The sequence below is a fragment of the Deltaproteobacteria bacterium genome, assembly GCA_016875225.1.
In the GTDB taxonomy this organism is placed as follows: domain Bacteria; phylum Myxococcota_A; class UBA9160; order SZUA-336; family SZUA-336; genus VGRW01.
This window is the reverse complement of sequence record VGRW01000062.1, coordinates 1-20,988: the sequence shown is the minus strand read 5'-3', so window position 1 is coordinate 20,988 and position 20,988 is coordinate 1. Positions and strand designations below refer to the sequence as shown.

Here is a 20,988-nt window from a genome sequence, read left to right as displayed (position 1 = left end):
TTTTCGAGGGCCTGGAGGGAGTCTCGGGCACCGGCCTGGACCTGAAGCCGACCTATCGCGCCGGCTTCGAGCGCGACTACGAACCCCGCGACGACGACTGGCTGGGCCGGCCCGGGCTCGACGTCTTCTACAAGCCGACCTCCTCGATCACCGCCGTCGCCACCTTCAACACCGACTTCTCCGACACCGCGGACGATTTGCGCCAGACCAATCTCACCCGCTTCCCCATTTTCTTCCCGGAGACGCGCGACTTCTTCCTGCAGGACGCGGGCATCTTCGACTTCGCGGGCATCGTCGACAACGGCAAGCCGTTCTTCTCGCGAAGGATCGGCAAGGTGCCCGGCGACGTGGTGCCGATCGACGCCGGCCTCAAGACGACCGGTCGCGTCGGCGACTTCAACTTCGGCGCGCTCTCGGTGCTGACCGGCGCCGCCGCCGGCTACGACCGCGAGAGCCTGACCGTCGCGCGCGGCAGCATGAACCTGTTCGCCGAGTCGTCGATCGGCGCGATCGCCACCCGCGGCGACCCCCTCTCGCGCGAGGCCGACAGCGTGACCGGCATCGACCTGCGGCTGCGCGACTCGGAGTTCCAGGGCTCGAAAATCATCGCCGCCGACTTCTACGCCGTGCGCGCCGGAACCAGCGCCAAGGAGTACGCGTACGGCGCGCGCATCGACTACCCCAACGACCGAGTGAACTTCGGACTCACCTACCAGTCGCTCGGCGAGGAGTACGATCCCCCGCTCGGCTTCGCGCCGCGCACCGGCGTGCAGCAGTGGATCGGCCGCTATCGCCAGCGCTGGCGCCCGAAGGACTCGCTCCTGCGCACCGTCGACGCTCGCGCCGAGGGCTTCGGGTTCGCCGGGCTCGACGGCAAGCGGCAGTCGACCAGCATCCTGTTCGCCCCGCTGGACCTGATGGACAACTACGAGGACCGCTTCTTCTTCGGCTATCTCGTCAGCGAGGAGCAGCTCGAGTCACCCTCGACCTTCTTCGTCGACTCCTATCTGCCGGCAGGCGACTACGACTTCCAGCGCTGGGTCGTCCACGCCGAGACCGGCCTCGGCCGCCCGGTCGCGCTGCTGGCCGAGCTGATCTGGGGCCCGTTCTACGACGGCTTTCTCTATGCCTGGTGGACGCGCCTCGAGCTGCGGCCCTCGCCGCACCTCTTCTTCTCGCTCGAGTACCGCGAGAACGACGGCCGCCTCGATCCGAAGACCGCCCCCGACGGCACCTTCTACGACGGCAACTTCACCGAGCGGCTGCTGATCGCGAACCTCTCCTTCGCATTCACCGAGAGCATCTCCTGGACCAACCTCGCCCAGTACGACAACGCGAGCCGCACGATCGGCCTGAACAGCCGCCTGCGCTGGGAGGTCGAGTCCGGCAACGACCTCTACCTGATCTGGAACAACGGCTGGAACGCCGACCACACCAGCGTCCAGCCGTACGTGACCCAGGCCTTCGCCAAGATCGCCTGGACGTTCCGGTTCTAGGCTCCGCGGCCCAGCCGTGTGTTTCGGTCGGTCCGAAATGGCGATACCCGTGGTCAGCTCTTCGGCCGCCGCCGACCGGGTACAGGTAGAGCTGCTCCGTCGGGCCGGAGCCGCCCGCCGCTTCGAGCTGGCGCGGTCGCTGAGTGCGTCGGCAATCTCGCTGGCGCGCGCGGCGATCCGGGAGCGGAATCCGGGATTGACCGAGCGCGAAGTGCTGCTGCGCTTCGCCGAGTCGCACTACGGCGCCGCGCTCGCGCGGGCGGTGCGCCGCCACCTCGGCCGCGCGGAGCGGTGACGGCGCCCGACATCGCAGATGCGCTGGCGCTGGTCGTCGCGCGCGCCACCCTCGACGTCGATCTCCTCGCTGACCTGCGGATCGAGCACGTGGATCCCTTCGTCGTCTAGATCTCGGACGCCTACTACGTCGATCTCGACGCTGGCCGGGAGGCGGTCCGTCGCCGCGGAGTCGACATCTACGTCCTCCCGGAGCGGAGCTTCGACCGCGAGTCCTTCCGGCGCCGGAGGATGCTTCGGATCGCCGATCTGCTCGAGCGAGCCCTCGCCGTCGTGCAAGCGGAACGCTGATTCACGCCGTTCGGTGTCAGCGCCCGCGCGGCTAGTGCGAGAGCCGCTTGAAGTGCATGCGGTGGGGCTGGTCGGCGTCGGTGCCTTTGCGGCGGTGCAGGTCGGCCTCGTATTCCTGGTAGTTGCCCTCGAAGAACTCGACGTGGCTCTCGCCCTCGAAGGCGAGCATGTGCGTCGCGATGCGGTCGAGGAACCAGCGGTCGTGCGAGATCACCACCACGCAGCCGGCGAAACCGAGCAGCGCCTCTTCGAGTGCGCGCAGCGTGTCGACGTCGAGGTCGTTGGTCGGCTCGTCGAGGAGCAGCACGTTTCCGCCCGCGCGAAGCGTGCGCGCCAGGTGCAGGCGGTTGCGCTCTCCGCCCGAGAGCATCGAGACGCGCTTCTGCTGGTCGGGTCCCTTGAAGCCGAAGCTGCCCACGTAGGCGCGGCTGGGCAGCTCGCGGCTGCCGACCTTCATCTTCTCCTCGCCGCCGCTGATCGCCTCGAAGACGGTCTTCTTGGGGTCGAGCTCGGAGCGCGCCTGATCGACGTAGGCGAGCTTCACGGTCTCGCCGAGCGTGAACTCGCCGGCGTCGGGCTTCTCGCTGCCGGTGATCATGCGGAAGAGCGTGGTCTTGCCCGCGCCGTTGCCGCCGATCACGCCGACGATCCCTCCGGGCGGCAGCCTGAAGGACAGGTCGTCGATCAGAAGCTGCTCGCCGTAGCCCTTCGCCACGTGCTCGGCCTCGATCACCTTGTCGCCGAGCCGCGGCCCGGGCGGGATCGCGATCTCGACCGTCTCGGGAGCGCGGTTGGCCTCTTCGGAGCGCAGCTTCTCGAAGGCCGCGACGCGCGCCTTGCTCTTCGCCTGTCGCGCGCGCGGCGACATCTGCACCCACTCGAGCTCGCGCTGCAGGGTGCGCTGGCGCGTGCTCGACTTCTTCTCTTCGAGCTCGAGCCGCTTCTGCTTCTGGCCCAGCCAGGCGGAGTAGTTGCCCTTGTACGGAATGCCGCGGCCGCGATCGAGCTCGAGGATCCAGCCGGCGACGTTGTCCAGGAAGTAGCGGTCGTGCGTGACGGCCACGACCGTGCCCGGGTACTCGTGCAGGAAGCGCTCGAGCCAGGCCACCGACTCGGCGTCGAGGTGGTTGGTCGGCTCGTCGAGCAGCAGCAGGTCGGGCTTCTGCAGCAGCAGCCGGCACAGCGCCACGCGGCGCCGCTCGCCGCCCGAAAGCGTACGCACTTCGGCGTCGCCCGGCGGCAGGCGCAGCGCGTCCATCGCGACCTCGAGCGTGCGGTCGAGCTCCCAGGCGTTCACCGCCTCGATCCGCTCCTGGAGCTTCGCCTGCTCCTCGATCAGCGCGTTCATCTCGTCGTCGTCGAGCGGCTCGGAGAAGCGGGCCGAGACGGCCTCGAAACGCTGCAGCAGCTCGCGCGTCTCGGCCACGCCCTCTTCGACGACGCCGAGCACGGTCTTGGCATCGTCGAGAAGCGGCTCCTGCGCCAGGTAACCGATGCGCAGCCCCTCGGCGGGGCGCGCGACGCCGACGAACTCGGGGTCGACGCCGGCCATGATCTTGAGCAGCGTGCTCTTGCCCGAGCCGTTGTGACCGAGCACGCCGATCTTCGCGCCGGGCAGGAACGAGAGCGAGATCTGGTCGAGCAGGATGCGATCGGGCGGGACGACCTTGCGCAGGTCCTCCATCACGAAGACGAACTCGGGCACGTGCGACTCCTCGGATCGGGGCCGCGGAATATAACCGGGGCGCTAGCGTTCGCCGAGCTTCAGGCGGCCCAGCCGCGCAGCCGCGCAGCCTCTTCGCGCAGCAGCTCCGGCCCGCCGAGGAGCTGGCGCGAGAGCGCGCCGCGCCGGAACCAGAGGTGCAGGTCGTACTGCTCGGTGAAGCCGATCCCTCCGTGCACCTCGGTCGCCTTGCGCAGCACTTCGCTCGCGACCTCGGAGACGTGCGCCTTCGCCAGCGCCGCCAGCCGCTGCGCGTCGGCGGGCTCGTGGTCGAAGGCGTGCGCGGCGTACCAGGCCAGCGAGCGCGCGGGCTCGAGCGCCGCGGCCATCTCGGAGAGCATGTGCTTCACGGCCTGGAACGAGCCGATCACGCGGCCGAACTGCTTGCGCTCCATGGCGTAGCCGAGCGCGAGCTCGAGCGCGCGCGTGCAGCCGCCGATCTGGTCGAACGCCAGCGCGAGCCGCCCGGCGGCCAGCACCCGCGGGGTACCTTCGATCAGTGCGGTCGGCTCGGCCGAGCGCAGCCGCAGCTCGCAGATCCGCCGCGTGCGATCGACGCTGTCGAGCGGGACGATCTCGACGCCGCCCGACTCGGCCGAGACCAGCGCGAGCCCGCCCGCGCAGTGCACGAGCAGGCGATCGGCGTCGACGGCGTCGAGCGCGAACAGCGCCGTGCCCTCGAGGCGGCCGCGCTCCAGGCGCACGCCCGCGCCGTCGCGGGCCGCGTAGCTCTCGGCCAGGCCGACACCGAAACGCGTTCGGCCCGCGGCGATCTCCGGCAGGACCTCCTTGGCCAGCGGCGCGTTGCCGCAGTCGCGCAGCGCGAGCGCGGCGAGCACGCCGGTCGAGAGGAACGCGCCCGGCGCGGCCGCGCGGCCGAGCTCCTCCGAGACCAGCATCGCGTCGAGGAACGAGAGCCCGTTTCCGCCGTGCGTCTCGGGCACGAGCGTCCCCAGCACGCCGAGCTCCGCGAGCTGCGTGTGCAGGTTCGCGTCGTGGCCGCTCTTGGAGAGCGAGATCTCCCGCGCGCGCGTGGTCGGGTACGCCTGCTCCAGCAGCCGCCGCACCGTCTCCTGCAAGAGCTTCTGCTCGTCCGACAGACCGAAATCCATGATCAGGCCGCCTTGGGCTCGCGCGGCAGACCGAGGCCGCGCTCGCCGATGATGTTCTTCTGGATCTGCGCGGTTCCGCCGCCGATGATCAGGCCGAGCGAGAACATCCACTGCCAGGGCCAGCCGCCGCCGGCGCGCTCGTGGGCGCTGCCGCGCACCAGCGGCCCGAGCTCGCCGAGCACGTCGAGCGCGAGCGCCGCGATCTGGTGGTTCAGCTCGCAGCCGCGAAGCTTGACGATCAGCCCCGCCACGCCCGGGCTCTCGCCGCGCAGCCCGCAGGTGAGCAGCCGCAGCGCGTGGTACTTCATCGCCAGCACGTTCCCTTCGAGCTGGACCAGTCGATCCCGCAGCAGCGGCGAGTCGATCCCCCGCGCGGAGTTCACCGTCTCGGCGTGCATCAGCGCGACGAGCGACGCGAACATCGACTCGGTCTGCGTGGTGTTGCCGAGCATGTTCCGCTCGTGCTTCAGCGTGGTGTTGCCGATCTTCCAGCCCTCGCCGCGCCGGCCGACCAGCGACGACTTCGGCACGCGCACGTTGCTGAAGAACACCTCGTTGAACTCGGCGTGGCCGGTCAGCGTGTGCAGCGGCCGGATCTCGATGCCCGGCGTGCTCACCGGGAAGATCAGGTAGGAGATGCCCTCGTGCTTGCGCGCGTCGGGCTCCGTGCGGATCAGCGCGAACATCATCTGCGCCTCGCGCGCGGTCGAGGTCCAGATCTTCTGGCCGTTGATCACGAAGTCGTCGCCGTCCTCGACCGCGCGGGTCTGCAGCGAGGCCAGGTCGCTGCCCGAGCCGGGCTCGCTGTAGCCCTGACACCAGAGCATCTCGCCGCGGATCGTCGGGCCCACGTAGGCGCGCTTCTGCTCTTCGCTTCCGTGCTCGAGAAGCGTCGGCACCAGCATCGAGGCGCCTTGACCGCCGATCCCCCCGGAGACCCCGGCGCGGCCGAACTCCTCGTCGATGATGATCGACTTCAGCAGGTCGGGCTCGGCGCCGTAGCCGCCGTACGGCTTCGGGATCGTGCGCGCGGCGTAGCCGTTCTCGATCAGGAGCCGCTGCCAGGCGAGCGTGCGCTCGCGCGAGCTGGCCGCGCCGCCCGCGCCCGAGACGCCGCCCGAGCTTCCGATCCCGGTGCTCGGCGCGCTCTTCCTGTGCTCGTCCAGGAACTTGCGAACCTGCGCGCGGAACGCTTCGTACTCCGGCCCGTACTCGAGATCCATCTCGGCTCCTTCGGCCGCATTGTCGCCGCGATCGGCGCGCCGCGTCCACTCGACCCGCTACACTCGCCGCAGATGGATCCTCTGACGGGCGCCCTGATCATCGTTGCGTGTCTCCTGGCCTCGGCCTTCTTCTCCGGCAGCGAGACGGCGCTGCTGCGAATGCGCTCCCACGAGCTCGACGCGGACATCCGCGAGGCGCGCGGCCCGTCCGCCTTCGCGATCCGCGACCTGCTCCGCTCCACCTCGCGGCTCCTCGTCACGATCCTGCTCGCGAACTCGGCCGTGAACATCCTCGGACCCTCGGTCGCGACGGCGCTGGCCGTGCACTGGCTCGGCGACCAGTACGGGATCGTCGCCTCGACCGCCGGAATGACGCTGCTGATCCTGGTCTTCGGCGAGGTCCTGCCCAAGGCGCTGGCCGCTGCGCACCCGCGCCGCATCTCGCACGCCGTCGCGCTGCCGCTGTACCTGTTCCACAAGGCGCTCTGGCCCGTGCACGTGATCTTCGACGGCATCGTCGATCCGTTCGTGCGGCGGGTGGCGGGGGCCGCCGAAGAGGGGCCGCCGATGGCCACGGTCGAGGACGTGCTGAGGCTGGCGCGCGAGGCCTCGGCCGCGCAGCCCGACACACACCCCGACGCCCATCCACTCGAGATCATCGGCTCGGCCGCGGGCGCCGCGAACATGACCGTGATGGAGATCATGGTGCCGCGCGCCGAGATCGTCGCCTTCCCCAAGGAGATCCGGCCGACCGAGCTGATCGAGAAGGTGCTCGAGGAGCGCTACACGCGCGTGCTGATCTACGAAGGGTCGATCGACAGGATCCTGGGCATCGTCCACCTGAAGGATCTGGTGCAGCTGCTCTCGTCGAACGGCACCGATCTGGCCGCGATCCTGAAGCCGATCCTGCGCGTGCCCGGCCGCAAGCCGATCCTGCGCCTGCTCGCCGACATGCAGCGCGGCTTCGTGCACGTCGCGGTGGTGAAGGACGAGTTCGGCGTGACGCTCGGAATGGTCACGCAGGAGGACATCCTGGAGGAGATCGTCGGCGAGATCCGCGACGAGTTCGATCGCGAGGAGCTGCTCACGATCCGCGAGCTGCCCGAGGGCGGCTACGAGGCGCTCGGCCGCGTGAAGGTGGTCGACTTCAACCGCGAGACGGGCTGGGAGGTTCCCGCCGAGCGCGGGGACACGCTCGCGGGTCTGGTCTTCCACGAGCTCGGCCGCGCGCCGCGCAAGGGCGACGTGGTGCGCGTGCCCGGCTACGAGTTCAGCATCGCGGACGTCTCGGGCACGCGAATCACGCAGGTGCTGGTGCGAGAGCAGGGCGACGAACGCCGCGCCCGCCCGGCGTCCGAAGGCTGAGGCGGGCACGGCGATGGGCGGCATCGGCTTCGCGCTCTTCGAGACCCCGCTCGGACCCTGCGGAGTCGCCTGGGGCACGCGCGGCGTGGTCGGCGTCCAGCTTCCCGAGGGCAGCGAAGCGCGCACGCGCGCGCAGCTGCGAAAGCGCTTTCCCGAGTCCGCCGACGCGGATCCGCCGAGCGAGGTGGAGTCGGCGATCGCGGCGATCGGTGCGATGCTCCGCGGCGAGCCGGCCGATCTCTCGTCGATCGCGCTCGACATGGACACGGTTCCCGAATTCCGCCGCCGCGTGTACGAGGCCGCGCGCGGAGTCGCCGCGGGCCAGACGATCGCCTACGGCGAGCTCGCCGCGCGGCTCGGCTCGCCCGGCGCCGCGCGCGCGGTCGGCGCCGCGCTGGCGTGCAACCCCTTCCCGATCGTGGTGCCGTGTCACCGCGTGCTCTCCGCGAACGGGAAGCTCGGCGGGTTCACGGCGAGCGGCGGAGCGGTCACGAAGCTGCGGATTCTCTCGCTCGAGGGCGCGCGTGCGGGCGCCGCCCCGCTCGGCTACGAGCCCGACGCGGCGGTCGCGCACCTGCGCGCGGTGGACGCGACGCTCGCGCGGCTGATCGACTCGGTCGGGCCGCTCGGGCTCTCGCAGAAGACCACCGCGAGCCTGTTCGGCGCGCTCGCCGAGGCGATCGTCCACCAGCAGCTGAGCGGCCGCGCCGCGCAGACCATCCACGCGCGCGTCTGCGCTCTGTTCCCGCGCGCGCAGCACGGGCCGAGCGCCGAGCAGATCCTGCGCTGCAGCGACGCCAAGCTTCGCGGGGCCGGTCTCTCTCGCGCGAAGCTCGCTGCGCTTCGCGACCTGGCGCGGCACGCGAGGGCGGGCGAGATCCCGACGCTCGACGAAGCCCGCGAGATCGACGACGAGGCGCTGATCGAGAGGCTCACGCGCGTGCGCGGCATCGGCCGCTGGACCGTCGAGATGCTGCTGATCTTCCGGCTCGGCCGCCCCGACGTGCTGCCCGTCGACGACTACGGCGTGCGCAAGGGCTACGCGGTCGCGTACCGCAAGCGCGCGCTTCCCGCGCCGAAGGAGCTCGCGAAACTCGGCGAGCGCTGGGCGCCGTACCGCAGCGCCGCCGCCTGGTACCTGTGGCGCGCGGCGGATCGAGCGGCGAAGTAGGGCGAAGCGCCGATGGGCCTCTCCACCGACCAGCTGGCGCGGGTCTGCGAGCAGGCGGAGGCCGAGCACATCGCGGCTCAGCTGCGCGCCTTCGCGGAGCTTCGGCCCGAAGCGGGAGCGCAGCTGCTGCCGTTCGCCGGAGGCATCGCCGTTCTGAGCGCTCCGGAGCTCGGTCACAAGCTGAATCGTGTGACGGCGGCCGGCATCGACGAGCCGCTCACTGACGCGGCGCTCGCGGAGCTGGAGCGGCGCTTCGCCGAACGATCGACCGCGCTGGAGATCGACCTTTGCCCTTGTGCGGATCGGCGCAGCTTCGCTCTGCTCGCTGCGCGTGGCTACGCCGTCGACTCCTTCACGAACACCTACGCGATCGATCTCGCCGCCGCTGCGCCGCAGCCCGATCGCTCCGCCGAGCTCTCCATCGCTGAGCTCGAGCGCAGCGACGCCGAGGCGTTCGTCGCCGCTTCCATCGCGGGCTTCTCCGCCAAGCTTGGCGCGCGCTCCGCCGAGCAGCTCGAGCTCCTGGCTCGGATCGCGGTCTTGCGCCCGCGCACCGAGCGATTCGTCGCCTATCTAGCGGGCGTGCTCGTCGCCACCGCGGCGCTGGCGCTGCTGGACACCGACGCGGGTCCAGTCGCACACCTGTTTCTCGCCAGCACCTTGCCCGCGGCGCGCGCCCGGGGCGTGCAGCAGGCTCTGCTCGCCCACCGGCTGCAGCACGCGCGCGAGCTCGGCGCGCGCGTCGCCACCGTCGCCGCGCGTCCCGGGACGACCAGCGCTCGCAACACCGAGCGCACAGGCCTGCGGCTGGTGTTCGAGAAGCCGACCTTCCGCAGGCCGGGCGATCTCCCGCGGCGCGCTGCAAGCGAAGCCGAGCGCCTCCGACGCTGAACGCGCCGCGCGACCAAGTCGGGTTTCTGGTTTCGCGCGGCCGGAGCGGAAGGGTAGGGGGGCGACACGGCATTTCAGCCACGGCGCCGCCTCCGCTTTGGCGCTTCACACGCATCTCCGAGCTCGCTGTGACCGCCCCCGTTTTCTCGATGGGAGTTTCACCCCGACCGCCTCGCGGGTGAGGTCGCCGAAGACCGCCCTACGCGGCGCGTCGAATTCGCAGGGCGGCTTCCAAGCCCGCTGCTTCGACGAGGCGTAGCAGCCGGTCGATGGTCACTCGCTGGAGGCTTCCGGCGAGAATGCCGGTTACCGCACTCCTGGACAGACCGGAACGCTGCGCCAGCTCGGCGTGCGTAAGGTCTCGGCGGGCGGCCTCTCGAACGACCGCTGCGATGAGCTGGGCCTTGAGGGTGGCTTCGAGGGCGCGAGGCTTCGGGATGGAGACGATGCGGGACAGCTGATCCGTCGTCGTCTTCTTGGTCATGCGATCACCTCCTGCAGCCGCCGCTGGGCGACTGCAATGTTGCGTTGCGGTGTGGTCCGAGTCGTCTTCTTGAAGGCGTGCAGTACGTGCACGGAGCCGCGCACCTCGATCCCTCAGACGCAACTCGTGCACGCCACGTCCAATGGTCGGCATCGGCCGCGAGAATGGCATCGCGAGCGAAAGCCCAGCGTCGAGTCGAGCGAGCGCATCCGCAAGATCGCCTCGAATGTCGTCCGGCAGCCCTTCGATCTCGCGACGGCATGCGGCCAAGACGACGATCACCCGCGGAATGTCTCATAAACAAGACGTACCGTCCACGGTGCGCGCTCGGGCTCGGAAGAGGTCGCTGGGCGCTGCGGCCGACCACGCTTCCGCACGCCGCTCACCTCGCCCGAGCACCCCGCGCCCGCTAGACGTCCTCGTCCTCGTCGATCGGCTTCAGCAGGATCGGCGAGGGCGCGTAGTCGGGGCCGCCGGTCCAGCCGGGGATGCGCTCGGCCTCGGCGAGCCAGGAGCGCGCGATCGACTCCTCGAAGACGACGCTGGAGTTGTCGAACGACTCGAGCAGGCTCTCCCAGAGCTCGCGGCCGCCGCTCTGCCACCAGAGCCGCGCGGGGTTCTCGAAGTCGATCGCGAGCTTCACGAGCACGGGGCGCAGCTTAGCGCAAGCTCGGAGGATGCGGGTTGGTGCGACGGCCGGGCGCGAAGCCGTCTTCGCGTCCGGCCCGCTAGCGCCGAAGGCGCGCGCAGCGAGCCACAGGCGAGCGAAGTCAATCGGGCTAGTTCAGCATGGCGGCGCGCATGCGGCTGCGCAGCCGCGAGACCGCCTTGGAGTGGATCTGGCAGACGCGGCTCTCGGTGATGCCGAGGATCTGGCCGATCTCTTTCAGGTTCAGGTCTTCGTAGTAGTAGAGCGAGATCACCAGGCGCTCCTTCTCGGGCAGGCCGGCGATTCCGTTCGCGAGCGCCTGTGTCAGCTCGCGCTGCTTCAGCTGCGCGAAGGGATCCTCGGCGTTCACGTCCTCGAGGTTCCCGCTGGGCAGCGGCTGGTCGTTGTCGCTCTGTCCGCGCAGGTCGTCCAGGTTCACCATCGAGACGCCGCGTGTCTGGTTCACCAGCGTGTGGAACTCGTCGATCGGCAGGCCGAGCGTGCCGGCGACCTCGTCGTGCGTGGCGGGCCGGCCGAGTCTCTGCTCGACGGAGTTGGTGGCCTGCTCGAGCTGGCGGCTCTTCTGGCGCACCGAGCGCGGCACCCAGTCGAGCGAGCGGAGCTGGTCGAGGATCGCGCCGCGTATCCGGAATTCCGCGTACGTCTTGAACTTGCAGTCCTTGGTCGGGTCGTACTTGTCGACCGCGTCCATCAGGCCGATCACGCCGGTGTTGTGCAGGTCTTCCAGGTCGACGTGAGAGGGCAGGCGTACTGCGATCCGGCTCACGATGTAGCTGATCAGCGAGGTGTGCTCGATGACGATCCGCTCTTTCAGCTCGGGCGGCACCCGCCCATGTCGCGCCCACGCTTGCCGGATCAGAGTCTCCATCCGTTCCCTCTCCTTTACGAACGTCCGCGAGTTGCCTTGCGACTGCGCGCGCTCGCATGTGCAAAGGGGGTGCCCGGCGCTGCATCGGCTCGGGGCTGCGCGCTCTCGAGCACCGGCAGGTGCTGCGCACATCGGCGGAAGATCCCGAGAACACACGGGATTTTTCGGTGAGACGGGCGGCGCGCGGCGGCCGCGGGAGAGCGTGCGACGCGCGCGCGGCTGCGCCCGACCGACGGATCCTTGACGCTCGGGCGCCGCGCCTGCGCTGGATTTCCGGCGCTCAACTCCAGCCGCGCACGGCCGAAGCAGGCAGCGTGGACGGCGATTCGGATTCCCTGCGGCCGCTTCCGACGCGGCGGGTCGCGACCCGCTACGTGGTCCGGATCGCGGGGACGCTGCGCGCGGGCGATCGCGCGGTCGAGGGCACGATCGTCGACATCTCCGCCAGCGGGGCGCTCGTGGAGTGCGCGCCGCTCCGCGTCGCGCCGGGCACGAGCGTCTCGATCGATCTCGGCTGCTTCGTGCTCGACCAGCGTGTCTGCATGCTCGCCAAGCACGTGCGCGACACCGCAACCGGCTGTGCGCTCCGCTTCTCCGATCCCGATCCGTTCCTGCGCGTGTTCGTGAAGCTGGTGCGGCTCTTCGAGGACTCGGCGCGCGATCCGCTATTGAAGTCGCTGGCCGACACCTGAGCCACGCGCTCGGGTAGGATCGCCGCATGGACCTCGGACTTCGCGGCAGGACGGCGATCGTGACCGGCGGCGCCTCGGGAATCGGCCTCGAGACCGCGCGCGTGCTTGCGCGCGAGGGCGTGCGCATCGCGATCGCGGACCTCGATTCCGCGCGAATCGCGACTGCGACCGCCGAGCTCGAGAAGCTCGGGGCGGAGGTCGCGGGGGTCGAGACGGACGTCTGCCGCTACGCGGATTGCGAGCGCCTGCTCGGCTCCGCGATCGCGCGCTTCGGCAGCGTCGAGATCCTGGTGGCCAGCGCCGGCATCACGCGCGAGAACTTCTTCCTGCAGCAACGGCCCGAGGACTGGCGCGCGATGGTCGACGTGAACGTGATGGGCGTGCTGCACGTGAATCACGTGGTCGGTGCGCACATGGCCGAGCGTCGCGCCGGCGCGATCGTGAATCTGGGCTCCGAAGCGGGAAAGCTCGGCGAGAAGCGCATGGTCGCGTACTCGGCGACGAAGGGCGCCGTGATCGCGTTCACGAAGGCGTTCGCCGCCGAGGTCGGGCGCGCGAACGTGCGGGTGAACGCGGTCTGTCCGGGAGTCACCCGAACGCCGATGACCGCGAGCATGAGCGACGAGATCCGCGAGCGCGCCGCGCGGATGTACCCGCTCGGCCGGCTCGGCGAGCCGCGCGACATCTCCGCGATGATCGTGTTCCTGGCCAGCGACCAGGCGAGCTGGGTGACGGGACAGGCGGTCAGTGTCTCGGGTGGCTTCGGCCGGGCCTGAGCCCCGCGGGATTCCGCTCCGCCGGGCTGAAACTCCGGGCGGCCGCCGCCGATACCAGAGCTACGAGAGCCCGACATGGCGCAACCGAACACCGCATTTCCCGCCACACTCCTGCGTCAGCGCTTCGAGCGCGCGCGAAGCCTGCCGCTCGCGGCGCAGGTGCGCGAGTGCGCGGACTACCTGCAGAACCCCGAGATCCTGATCGAGGAGTTCATCGACGCCTACGTCGCGGTGGAGAGCTGCTGCGACCCGGCGGAGCAGTGCTTCCGGACCTGCACGCCGGTCGATGCCGCAGCAAAGCAGCGCAAGGCGCTTCTCGACCAGGCCTTCGGCCAGGGGCCGATCTCGGTCTTCGACGTGGTTCCGTACCAGTTCCAGTGCGTCGCACGCGACGTCGTCGCGCTCTCTCGGCTGGTCGACCGCGGCGCGACTCGCGCCGACGGGCTCGACTACCTGGGCCGGATCGTCGACGAGGAGCCGCTTGCGGTGATCGGCGTGGTGCAGGCCGGCGTGGAGAGCTCGCCGTACGCGCTGTTCCTGCGCCTGATCACGTGCCTCTCGGAGCTCGCGCCGGACGCGCAGCTCCGCGCCGCCGACGAGGCCCTCTGGAAGGGCGCGCTCGGCGCGGAGCCCAAGCTCGACCTCCACCTGCTGCTGCAGGAGTCGGAGCCCGACGCCTCGGCCGCGACGCTGCGCCAGCTGACGCACGACCTGGCCGAGGTCTTCCACGTCGGCGTGTCCGAGGAATGGCAGTTCCCCGACGTGCTGCGCAACATCGTCTGCCTGGTGCCCGCGACGGACGGCTCGGAAGAGAACCTGTTCGTCGACTGGTGCGTCTGAGACGCGCCCCGGCCGGGCGACTCACCCGGCCGGAAGCAGCTCGCTCGCGATCCGCCGCGCAAGGTTGCCGTCGATGTCGGCCTTGTGCGCCTTCATGACCGCGCCCATCACGCGACCCAGATCCTTGGCGCTCTTCGCGCCCGATTCCGCGATCGCGGCCTCGACCCAGGCGCGTGTGGTCGCCTCGTCGGCGAGCTTGGGCAGGAACGTCAGGATCACCTCGAGCTCGACCCGCTCGGCGGCCGCCTGCTCCGATCGGCCCGCCGCCGTGAACGCCTCGATGCTCTCGTGGCGCTGCTTCTCGAGCCGGCGCAGGATCGGCAGACACTCCTCGTCCGAGACGGTCTGGGAGGCGTCCTCCTTCATGCGCACCAAGAACGCGGCGCGGATGCTGCGCAGCGCCTGCAGCTCGAGCTTGCGCTGGGCGCGCATCGCGTCTTTCATCTGCTCGTTCACCCGCTCGAAGATCGACATCCGCTCTCCCGTGTCTCGCCGCGCGAAGGAGTCTGCCACAGTGATCCGGATCCGAGCAGGGGCGCTCTGTCTGTTCGTCGTCGGCTGCGTGTCGGCGGGAGCGCCCGCTCCCGGGCCCGCGGTGCTCCGCGCGCCAGCGGCCGTCGATGCCGGCGATGCGTACTCGGCCTGGTTCGCGGACGAGCGCGACGGCGTCGTCTACTTCGGGCTCTCGGACTTCTGGTCGGCGTACTGGGCGACCGGAGATCCGCTGGCCGAGCTCGGCGAGCCGGGCTCGCAGCAGATCGGACGCTTCGATCTGGCGAGCGAGACGTTCCTGCCACCGCTGCTCGTGCGCGAGGCCGGGCCAGAGGTCCGCGCTTCGGTCTGGGACGTGCTCGCGCACCCGAACGGCTGGGTCTACTACACGACGTTCTACGAGGAGATGGGGCGCGTGCACCCGGCGAGCGGCGCGGTCGAGCGCTTCTCCTCGCTCGGCGCGGGGCTGAACGAGCTGGCGCTCGGTCCCGACGGGCGGATCTTCGCGACGCGCTACGGGGACGGCAGCGGCGAGCGGCGCTCGGCCTCCGACGGCGCGCTCGTGGCGCTCTCGCCCGAGGGCCGAAGGCTCGCCGAGATCCGCCTTCACGCGCGCGACGGCGCCGTCACGGCCGCGAAGAGCGTCGCGTTCGATCCGGCCTCGGGGCACGTCTTCGTGAACGCCGACGTGATCCGCAATGCGAGCGACGTGCAGTTCGCGAGCTTCGAGCTCACCCGGGATCTCTCGCTCGTGAGCGCGAGGCTCGGCGACCCGGAGCTGCTCTTCGCCGGGTTCGCGCCCGACGGCTTGGGTGTGCGCGTCGTCGACGACGGCGGCCGGCTCGGGCTCTGGCTGCGCGAGCCCGGGCGCGAGCCGGTCCGGCTCGACCTCGGGCCGCGCCCGCCTCAGGACTTCGCGCAGGACGTCCACTTCGCCCCCGACGGCACGGCCGCGATCGCGTTCTGGTCCGGGCGCATCGAGCTCGTGCGCGCGCGCGCGGGCGGCCTCGAGCGCGCGCGAGTCGATCTGGAGCGGCCGAGCGAGTGTCTGCCGCCGGAGGGGCGCTCGCTCGTGTACAGCGCGTTCGTCACCCCGGACGCGGTCTACGCGACACTGTACTGTGGCGCCACGATCCTGCGCGCGCCTCTGCCCGCGGACTGGCAGCCGGTCGCCCCGCCCGACTAGAGCGAGCGGTCGTGCGCCTTGCCGGTCGGCCGCATCAGGCCCTCCTGCGCGACCGAGGCCACGAGCTTTCCCGCGCGGGTGAAGATCGAGCCGCGCGCGAAGCCGCGCGCGCCCGAGGCGGCCGGGCTCTCCTGGGCGTAGAGCAGCCAGTCGTCGGCGCGGATCGGGTGGTGGAACCAGAGCGCGTGATCGAGGCTCGCGGTCATCACCGGGCCCAGCGCCCCTTTGCGGCCGTGCGGCAGCACCACCGTGGCGAGCAGCGACATGTCGGACGCGTAGGCGACCACGCACTGGTGCAGGAACGGGTCCTCGGGAAGAGCGGACGTGGCGCGGAACCAGACCATGTTCCCGCCGCTTCGCGGCCCGCCGCCGAGGAAGGTCGGCGCCTCGACGTGGCGCAGGTCGATCGGGCGCTCGCCTCGGACCCAGCCGAAGCTCTCCTTCGGGAGCAGGTGGCGCGCTTGCTCGGCGCGCTCGGCCCAGGTCGGCAGGGCCTCCGGTTCAGGCGCGGCGGGCATGTCGATCTGCTGGTGCTCATAGCCCGACTCGTTCACCTGGAACGACACCGACATGTTGAAGATCGCCTGCCCGCGCTGGATCGCGACCACGCAGCGGGTCGTGAAGCTCTGGCCGTCGCGGATCCGGTCGACGGTGTAGAGCACCGGCACGCGCGGATCGCCGGGGCGCAGGAAGTAGGCGTGCAGCGAGTGCGCGACGCGCCCGCTCACGGTGCGGCCCGCGGCCGCGAGCGCCTGGGCGGCGACCTGCCCGCCGAAGAGGCGTTCGCGCTGCCCTTGCTCGTTGCGACCGCGATAGATGTTCTGGTCGATCTCTTCGAGGTCCAGAAGCTCGAGAAGTCCGTGCAGCGCTTCGCCCATGCCGGATGCTTAGCACGTCGGGCGCGCTGCTACACTGCGCCCCGGAGGAGCGGGAGTGGAGATCAACGGCATTGCCCACGTGGTGCTGACGGCGGGCGACTTCGCCAGGTCGCGCGCGTTCTACGGCGAGCTGCTGCCGTTCCTGGGGCTCGCTCCGGTGATCGACGCGCCGGAGTTCTTCTACTGCGTCGGGGGCCGCACCGCGTTCGGCATCCGCCCGGCGGATCGCGCGCACGCCGGCGAATCGTTCTCGCAAGCGCGCCCGGGCCTGCACCACGTCTGCTTCCGGGTGCGCTCGCGCGAGGAGATCGACGCGCTGCACGCCTTCCTCGTCGCGCGAAACGCCGCGATCGTGCACCCGCCCGAGGAGGCGGCCTTCGCGCCGGGCTACTACTCGGTGCTCTTCGAGGACCCCGACGGGATCCGGCTCGAGGTGAACTTCGTTCCCGGGCGCGGTCTGCTCGAGCCGGGCGCGCGGCGCGGAGCATGAGCGCCGAGGACGAGATCGCGCCGGGCGAGGCGCTCCACCTGGTTCGCAGCGCGCAGCTGGGCTGGATCCACGCGCTGGCGGAGCGGCTCGAGGAAGCGGGAGTTCCGCGTCAGGTGAACCCGCTGGGCGAGCGGCGCGCGACCGACAGCACCTGGGGGCTGTACGTGCGCGAGCGCGATCTGCCGCGCGCGCTCGAGCTCGACCGCGAGGTGATGCGCGAGATCATGCCCGACGTGCCCGAGGACTTCGATCCCGCGACGCTCGACACGAGTCACTGCCCGGCCTGCGCCGAGCCGGTCGCCGAGAACGTCGGCGAGTGTCCCGCCTGCGGGCTCGCGCTGCTCTAGCGCGGCTCAGGTCAGCTGCAGGGCGGCCATCATCCCGCGCACGCGCGCGTGGAAGTCGTAGGGGTAGACGAGCTCGAGCGCCGAGACCTCGTCGAGGCGCTTGCGCGCTTCGTCGGGAAGCAGGAGGTCGGCGGCGCCGAGGTTGTCCTCGAGCTGCTCGAGCGTGCGCGCGCCGAAGATCGGCGCGGTGACGCCGGGCTGTCCGGCGGCCCAAGCGAGCGCGACCTGGCTCGAGCTCTTGCCGAGCGTCGCGGCGACACTTCCGAGTGTCTCCGCGATCGCCAGGTTCTTCTCGGAGCCGAAGCGCTCGCGCGCGGCCGCGTCCACCGCGGCGCGCGAGCCCGCGGGGGCGTCCGCGCCTCTGCGGATCTTCCCGGTGAGAAGCCCTCCGCCGAGCGGGCTCCAGGGAATCAGGCCGACCCCCTCCTCGAGGCAGAGCGGAACGTGCTCGCGCTCGATCGTGCGACACACCAGCGAGTACTGCGGCTGCAGCGCGTCGAAGCGCGCCGCGCCGAGCTCCTTCGCCAGCGCGATCGCCTTCATCAGCTGCCAGGCCGAGTAGTTCGAACAGCCCAGGTAGCGGACCTTTCCTGCGCGCACGCAGGCGTCGAGCGCGAGGATCGTCTCGTCGAGCGGCGTGGTCGGATCGAAGGCGTGCACCTGGTACAGGTCGATGTAGTCGGTGCCGAGCCGGCGCAGGCTCGCGTCGATCGCGTCCAGGATGTGCCTGCGCGAGACGCCGAGATCGTTCGGCCCGCTCCCCATCGGCCCGGCGACCTTGGTCGCGAGCACGATCTTCTGGCGCTTGCCGCGGATCGCGCGGCCGGTGATCTCCTCGGACACGCCGTTCGAGTAGATGTCAGCGGTGTCGATGAAATTGCCGCCGGCGTCGAGGAAGCGGCTGACGATGCGTCCCGAGGTCGGCTCGTCGCAGCCCCACTGGTCGTTGCCGAAGGTCATCGTTCCCAGACACAGGTTCGAGACCTTGAGGCCGGTCCGGCCGAGCCTGCGCAGCTTCATCGTGTGCCTCCGCGGTGGTGTCCCGCGAACGCTATCACGACTCGGCGAGCAGAACGGCCTCTTCGTAGGCGCCGGGCGAATCGTAGTCGCGAAACGGAAGGCCGTGCGCGCTGGCCGGGTCGGGAAGCGGCACCGCGCCGCTCCGCGCCAGCAGCTCCGCGAGCAGCGCGCGAAGCGCCTCGGGAGCGTTCGCCGATCCGCTCACCAGCTCTCGCGCGCGGAACGCGTCGCTGCGCAGCCGCATCACCTCGATCGCGCCTTCGGGCGCGTCCGCCCAGTTCAGCGCCAGATCGATCACCACCACCGGCTTCGGGCCGAGACCGGCGACCAGGCCTACGCCGACCGCCTGGATGCTCGTCCACTCGACCAGGCTCGGCGCGCCGCCCTCGAAGCGCACGCGCAGCCCGAGCACGTCGAGCGCGACCGGCAGGGCGGGCGTGATCTTGATCCTCGCGCTGCTCGATGCGATCGCTGCAGGCGCGACGAACACGACGGTCGCGGAGTCCTCGATCGGCGCGGCCGGCTCGAGATCCGCTTGCGGCCCGACACCGAGCTGCGTTGGCTCGAGCTCGAAGGGCTCGTCGGGTGGGGCGGGTGGTGCGGGCGGGGCAGGGGGCGGGCTCTGCGGCACTGCCGCAGCGCGCGCGCCGGTGTTCTCGAGCGAGAGCACGAGCTGCTCGAGCCGGGCTCGGCGCTCCTCCACGAGCTCGTCGTCGGCGAGCGCGCGCTTCGCCGCGCGAAGCGCGGTCGGAGGGTCGAGCTCGGCGGCGAGCTCCGCCACGCGCAGCGCCTGGCCTACCGTGAGCGCCGGGGTTTCGGCGGAGCTCGCGGCCCGGAGCGCGGCGATCGCCGCGTCGCGCCGCGCCTGGACCACGAGCTCTGGCACGATGCGCAGAAGCGTGGTCGCTCCGACCGGGCCGCGCTGCCCGGCGCGCACGAGCTCGTCCCAGATTCGCGCTGCGCTGGCGAGCTCGCCGTGGCGCGCGTGGAGCTCGACCAGCCTTCGGGCCGAGCGCGCCCCTTCGGCGGCGCGGTTCGCAGCGACGCGCGCATCCCAATCCGCCTGAAGCGCGGAGACGTCGTCGGGGCGTTCGCGCAGGACCTCCGCCGCGAACTCGATCGCCTCGTCGTTCCTGCCGCGCTCGCGCGCCGTGATCGAGCGCTTGATCCGCGGATCCAGATTTCCGCGCGCGATCGACTCGCGCGCTCGCGACGCGAAGCGGTCCTCGAGCCTCCAGTGCCGCAGCGCCAGGGCGAAGACTCCCCCGCACGCGAGCCCGCCGAGATTTGCCGCCCAGGAGCTTCCCGCGAAGACCTCCGCGTCGAGCGACAGCAGCACGAGCGCGAGCTGGGCGACTCCGACGACGGGGGCGAGGATCCAGCCGCCGACGTCGAACGAGACGGCGCGCGGGCGCATCCCGTAAATCGCGTAGCCGTGCAGGACCGCGGGTCCGGATCCGAAGCGGGCCAGGAACGCGCCGCAGAGCCCCGAGGCGATTCCGGATGCGCCGATCAGCGGCGCGCTCGATCCGGAGCAGGCGAGCAGATGCGCCAGCGCCGAAGCGAGGCCGCTCGAGACGAAGAGCGCTGCGAGGAGCGCCGGCCCGAGCCGGCTCTCGAGCACGGGGCCGGCCATCGCGACGAGAAGCAGCGCGAGACCCAGGTGGATCCAGCCCGAGTGCAGGAAGACGTGCGTCAGAATCGCGTGCCCGCGCGGCGCGCTCGCGTCGAGCCCGAAGCGGCGGAACGCGTGGCTGGGACCCGGCCTCTCGTCGGAGCCGCGCAGCGCAAGACGAGTCAGGAACGCGAGCCCGCTCTGCTCCTGCGCGAGCGCCGCGGCGTCGCGCGGCGCGGACGCAGCGCCGCTTCGTCGAGCGGCGAGGAATCTCTCCGGGGCGTGGCTTCCCGCCGCGAGCGCGGCGGCCTCGAGCACGCGAGCGTCCGGCTCCAGATAGGGATGCTCGAGCCAGTAGTCGCAGGCCTGCTCGAGCTCGACCTGCGCGGCTCCGCTGCCGATCGCGCGCAGCGCGCGCGGCGCGAGGAAGCAGACCAGGCTGACCGCAACGAGCCCGAGTGTCAGCCAGGCCCTTCGGCCGTTTCGGGTGTGTTCGTCGGCGATCGACAGGATCATCGCGATCGCCCGTATCGTCCGGCGCCGCCCGCGCCCTTACACTACCGCGTGTGGCGGGGACGCTCTCTAGAGCCGGACCTCGCCGGCCTCGATCGCGCGGTGGCGCCGCTCGTCGAGCGGAAGGTACGTCTTCGCGGCGTCGTCCCGGACGAAGAGCGGGTCGTCGAGCTTGGCGGGGTCCCAGCCCTCGCGCTGCAGCTCCACCTTGCGCAGCTTGAACGTGCCGGTCACCTCCGCCTCGAGCTGCAGGCGCAGGAAGATCGGCACGGCGTAGGAGGGCAGCGCTGCCGTCACGTGCGCGTAGAAGGCGCGCGGGTCGAAGCCCTTCGGGTCGGAGAGCACCAACGCCGCCATTCCGGCCCGTCCATCGCCGCCGGGCACCTCTACCCCGTACACGTTGGCGACCTCGACGCCCGGATAGGAGCTCACCGCCTCGGCGACCTCCTGCGTCGAGACGTTCTCGCCCTTCCAGCGGAACGTGTCGCCGATCCGGTCGACGAAGTAGAAGTAGCCCTGCTTGTCCTTCTTCAGCAGATCGCCGGTGCCCC

General features: G+C 71.0%; 21 protein-coding genes. 9 read left to right on the top strand and 12 right to left on the bottom strand.

The features are described from left to right. Positions 1–2,112: 2,112 nt before the first annotated feature. The 3 genes from ettA to FJ108_13725 form a co-directional block, all read right to left on the bottom strand. Positions 2,113–3,765, bottom strand: coding sequence for an energy-dependent translational throttle protein EttA (gene ettA, locus FJ108_13735; GenBank protein ID MBM4336949.1), 1,653 nt, complete (start codon positions 3,763–3,765; stop codon positions 2,113–2,115). A gap of 80 nt (positions 3,766–3,845) precedes the next feature. Then, the gene (locus FJ108_13730) at positions 3,846–4,916 is read right to left on the bottom strand and encodes an acyl-CoA dehydrogenase (GenBank protein MBM4336948.1); all 1,071 of its coding nucleotides are present in this window, start codon (positions 4,914–4,916) and stop codon (positions 3,846–3,848) included. A 2-nt stretch (positions 4,917–4,918) separates the two neighbouring features. Next, positions 4,919–6,139 (bottom strand): acyl-CoA dehydrogenase, encoded by a 1,221-nt coding sequence (locus tag FJ108_13725; protein ID MBM4336947.1) that lies wholly within the window; start codon positions 6,137–6,139, stop codon positions 4,919–4,921. 72 nt (positions 6,140–6,211) lie between these two features. Between FJ108_13725 and FJ108_13720 the strand changes: the two genes are divergently transcribed. Genes FJ108_13720 through FJ108_13710 form a run of 3 tightly spaced genes read left to right on the top strand, consistent with a single transcriptional unit; the run spans position 6,212 to position 9,566 of the window. Further along, positions 6,212–7,504, top strand: coding sequence for an HlyC/CorC family transporter (locus FJ108_13720; GenBank protein ID MBM4336946.1), 1,293 nt, complete (start codon positions 6,212–6,214; stop codon positions 7,502–7,504). 13 nt (positions 7,505–7,517) lie between these two features. After that, the gene (locus FJ108_13715) at positions 7,518–8,675 is read left to right on the top strand and encodes a methylated-DNA--[protein]-cysteine S-methyltransferase (protein ID MBM4336945.1); all 1,158 of its coding nucleotides are present in this window, start codon (positions 7,518–7,520) and stop codon (positions 8,673–8,675) included. Positions 8,676–8,687: 12 nt separating this feature from the next. After that, positions 8,688–9,566: a hypothetical protein gene (locus tag FJ108_13710; protein MBM4336944.1), complete on the top strand. Its 879-nt coding sequence runs from the start codon at positions 8,688–8,690 to the stop codon at positions 9,564–9,566. Between the two features lie 199 nt (positions 9,567–9,765). Here the strand turns inward: FJ108_13710 and FJ108_13705 are convergent, their stop codons facing one another. The 4 genes from FJ108_13705 to FJ108_13690 all read right to left on the bottom strand — a co-directional run bounded on the left by FJ108_13705 (position 9,766) and on the right by FJ108_13690 (position 11,588). Further along, positions 9,766–10,050: a helix-turn-helix domain-containing protein gene (locus FJ108_13705; GenBank protein MBM4336943.1), complete on the bottom strand. Its 285-nt coding sequence runs from the start codon at positions 10,048–10,050 to the stop codon at positions 9,766–9,768. Next, positions 10,047–10,160, bottom strand: a complete 114-nt coding sequence (locus FJ108_13700; GenBank protein ID MBM4336942.1) for a hypothetical protein — start codon at positions 10,158–10,160, stop codon at positions 10,047–10,049. The genes FJ108_13705 and FJ108_13700 overlap by 4 nt, the downstream gene beginning before the upstream one ends. Positions 10,161–10,459: 299 nt before the next feature. Next, positions 10,460–10,699, bottom strand: coding sequence for a hypothetical protein (locus FJ108_13695; protein MBM4336941.1), 240 nt, complete (start codon positions 10,697–10,699; stop codon positions 10,460–10,462). A gap of 130 nt (positions 10,700–10,829) precedes the next feature. Further along, on the bottom strand, positions 10,830–11,588 hold the full coding sequence (locus FJ108_13690; protein ID MBM4336940.1) for a FliA/WhiG family RNA polymerase sigma factor: 759 nt from the start codon (positions 11,586–11,588) through the stop codon (positions 10,830–10,832). Positions 11,589–11,644: 56 nt separating this feature from the next. On the opposite strand from FJ108_13690, the gene FJ108_13685 reads away from it, so the two are divergent. The 3 genes from FJ108_13685 (at position 11,645) to FJ108_13675 (ending at position 13,896) form a co-directional block, all read left to right on the top strand. Beyond that, entirely contained in the window at positions 11,645–12,280 is a 636-nt protein-coding gene (locus tag FJ108_13685) for a PilZ domain-containing protein (protein MBM4336939.1), read from the top strand. Between the two features lie 26 nt (positions 12,281–12,306). Further along, positions 12,307–13,056, top strand: coding sequence for an SDR family oxidoreductase (locus tag FJ108_13680; GenBank protein MBM4336938.1), 750 nt, complete (start codon positions 12,307–12,309; stop codon positions 13,054–13,056). Positions 13,057–13,131: 75 nt separating this feature from the next. Then, entirely contained in the window at positions 13,132–13,896 is a 765-nt protein-coding gene (locus FJ108_13675; protein MBM4336937.1) for a hypothetical protein, read from the top strand. 21 nt (positions 13,897–13,917) lie between these two features. Here the strand turns inward: FJ108_13675 and FJ108_13670 are convergent, their stop codons facing one another. Beyond that, a complete protein-coding gene (locus tag FJ108_13670) occupies positions 13,918–14,370 on the bottom strand; it encodes a GatB/YqeY domain-containing protein (GenBank protein MBM4336936.1) in 453 nt (150 codons plus the stop codon). Between the two features lie 40 nt (positions 14,371–14,410). Between FJ108_13670 and FJ108_13665 the strand changes: the two genes are divergently transcribed. Continuing rightward, positions 14,411–15,574 carry a hypothetical protein gene (locus tag FJ108_13665; GenBank protein MBM4336935.1) on the top strand — a complete coding sequence of 388 codons (1,164 nt, stop codon included), beginning with the start codon at positions 14,411–14,413 and terminating at the stop codon, positions 15,572–15,574. Here the strand turns inward: FJ108_13665 and FJ108_13660 are convergent. Further along, the gene (locus tag FJ108_13660; GenBank protein MBM4336934.1) at positions 15,571–16,452 is read right to left on the bottom strand and encodes an acyl-CoA thioesterase II; all 882 of its coding nucleotides are present in this window, start codon (positions 16,450–16,452) and stop codon (positions 15,571–15,573) included. The two genes, FJ108_13665 and FJ108_13660, sit on opposite strands and share 4 nt — an antisense overlap. 55 nt (positions 16,453–16,507) lie before the next feature. Between FJ108_13660 and FJ108_13655 the strand changes: the two genes are divergently transcribed. Beyond that, positions 16,508–16,942, top strand: coding sequence for a VOC family protein (locus tag FJ108_13655; protein MBM4336933.1), 435 nt, complete (start codon positions 16,508–16,510; stop codon positions 16,940–16,942). After that, positions 16,939–17,289: a hypothetical protein gene (locus FJ108_13650; protein MBM4336932.1), complete on the top strand. Its 351-nt coding sequence runs from the start codon at positions 16,939–16,941 to the stop codon at positions 17,287–17,289. Before FJ108_13655 ends, FJ108_13650 begins: the two co-directional genes overlap by 4 nt. A gap of 6 nt (positions 17,290–17,295) precedes the next feature. Here FJ108_13650 and FJ108_13645 read toward each other — a convergent pair whose 3' ends face one another. From FJ108_13645 to FJ108_13635, 3 genes are all read right to left on the bottom strand, one after another. Then, positions 17,296–18,309 carry an aldo/keto reductase gene (locus FJ108_13645; GenBank protein ID MBM4336931.1) on the bottom strand — a complete coding sequence of 338 codons (1,014 nt, stop codon included), beginning with the start codon at positions 18,307–18,309 and terminating at the stop codon, positions 17,296–17,298. A 34-nt stretch (positions 18,310–18,343) separates the two neighbouring features. Next, positions 18,344–20,440: a rhomboid family intramembrane serine protease gene (locus FJ108_13640; GenBank protein ID MBM4336930.1), complete on the bottom strand. Its 2,097-nt coding sequence runs from the start codon at positions 20,438–20,440 to the stop codon at positions 18,344–18,346. 66 nt (positions 20,441–20,506) lie between these two features. Then, the coding region (locus FJ108_13635; GenBank protein ID MBM4336929.1) for a long-chain-acyl-CoA synthetase at positions 20,507–20,988 on the bottom strand (482 nt) is incomplete at its 5' end.

Excerpts from the sequence above, each read along its gene's own strand:
- ettA (MBM4336949.1), bottom strand. The coding sequence starts at position 3,765 with ATGGAGGACCTGCGCAAGGTCGTCCCGCCCGATCGCATCCTGCTCGAC.
- FJ108_13730 (MBM4336948.1), bottom strand. The coding sequence starts at position 4,916 with ATGGATTTCGGTCTGTCGGACGAGCAGAAGCTCTTGCAGGAGACGGTG.
- FJ108_13725 (MBM4336947.1), bottom strand. The coding sequence starts at position 6,139 with ATGGATCTCGAGTACGGGCCGGAGTACGAAGCGTTCCGCGCGCAGGTT.
- FJ108_13720 (MBM4336946.1), top strand. The coding sequence starts at position 6,212 with ATGGATCCTCTGACGGGCGCCCTGATCATCGTTGCGTGTCTCCTGGCC.
- FJ108_13715 (MBM4336945.1), top strand. The coding sequence starts at position 7,518 with ATGGGCGGCATCGGCTTCGCGCTCTTCGAGACCCCGCTCGGACCCTGC.
- FJ108_13710 (MBM4336944.1), top strand. The coding sequence starts at position 8,688 with ATGGGCCTCTCCACCGACCAGCTGGCGCGGGTCTGCGAGCAGGCGGAG.
- FJ108_13705 (MBM4336943.1), bottom strand. The coding sequence starts at position 10,050 with ATGACCAAGAAGACGACGACGGATCAGCTGTCCCGCATCGTCTCCATC.
- FJ108_13690 (MBM4336940.1), bottom strand. The coding sequence starts at position 11,588 with ATGGAGACTCTGATCCGGCAAGCGTGGGCGCGACATGGGCGGGTGCCG.
- FJ108_13685 (MBM4336939.1), top strand. The coding sequence starts at position 11,645 with ATGTGCAAAGGGGGTGCCCGGCGCTGCATCGGCTCGGGGCTGCGCGCT.
- FJ108_13680 (MBM4336938.1), top strand. The coding sequence starts at position 12,307 with ATGGACCTCGGACTTCGCGGCAGGACGGCGATCGTGACCGGCGGCGCC.
- FJ108_13675 (MBM4336937.1), top strand. The coding sequence starts at position 13,132 with ATGGCGCAACCGAACACCGCATTTCCCGCCACACTCCTGCGTCAGCGC.
- FJ108_13670 (MBM4336936.1), bottom strand. The coding sequence starts at position 14,370 with ATGTCGATCTTCGAGCGGGTGAACGAGCAGATGAAAGACGCGATGCGC.
- FJ108_13660 (MBM4336934.1), bottom strand. The coding sequence starts at position 16,452 with ATGGGCGAAGCGCTGCACGGACTTCTCGAGCTTCTGGACCTCGAAGAG.
- FJ108_13650 (MBM4336932.1), top strand. The coding sequence starts at position 16,939 with ATGAGCGCCGAGGACGAGATCGCGCCGGGCGAGGCGCTCCACCTGGTT.
- FJ108_13645 (MBM4336931.1), bottom strand. The coding sequence starts at position 18,309 with ATGAAGCTGCGCAGGCTCGGCCGGACCGGCCTCAAGGTCTCGAACCTG.
- FJ108_13640 (MBM4336930.1), bottom strand. The coding sequence starts at position 20,440 with ATGATCCTGTCGATCGCCGACGAACACACCCGAAACGGCCGAAGGGCC.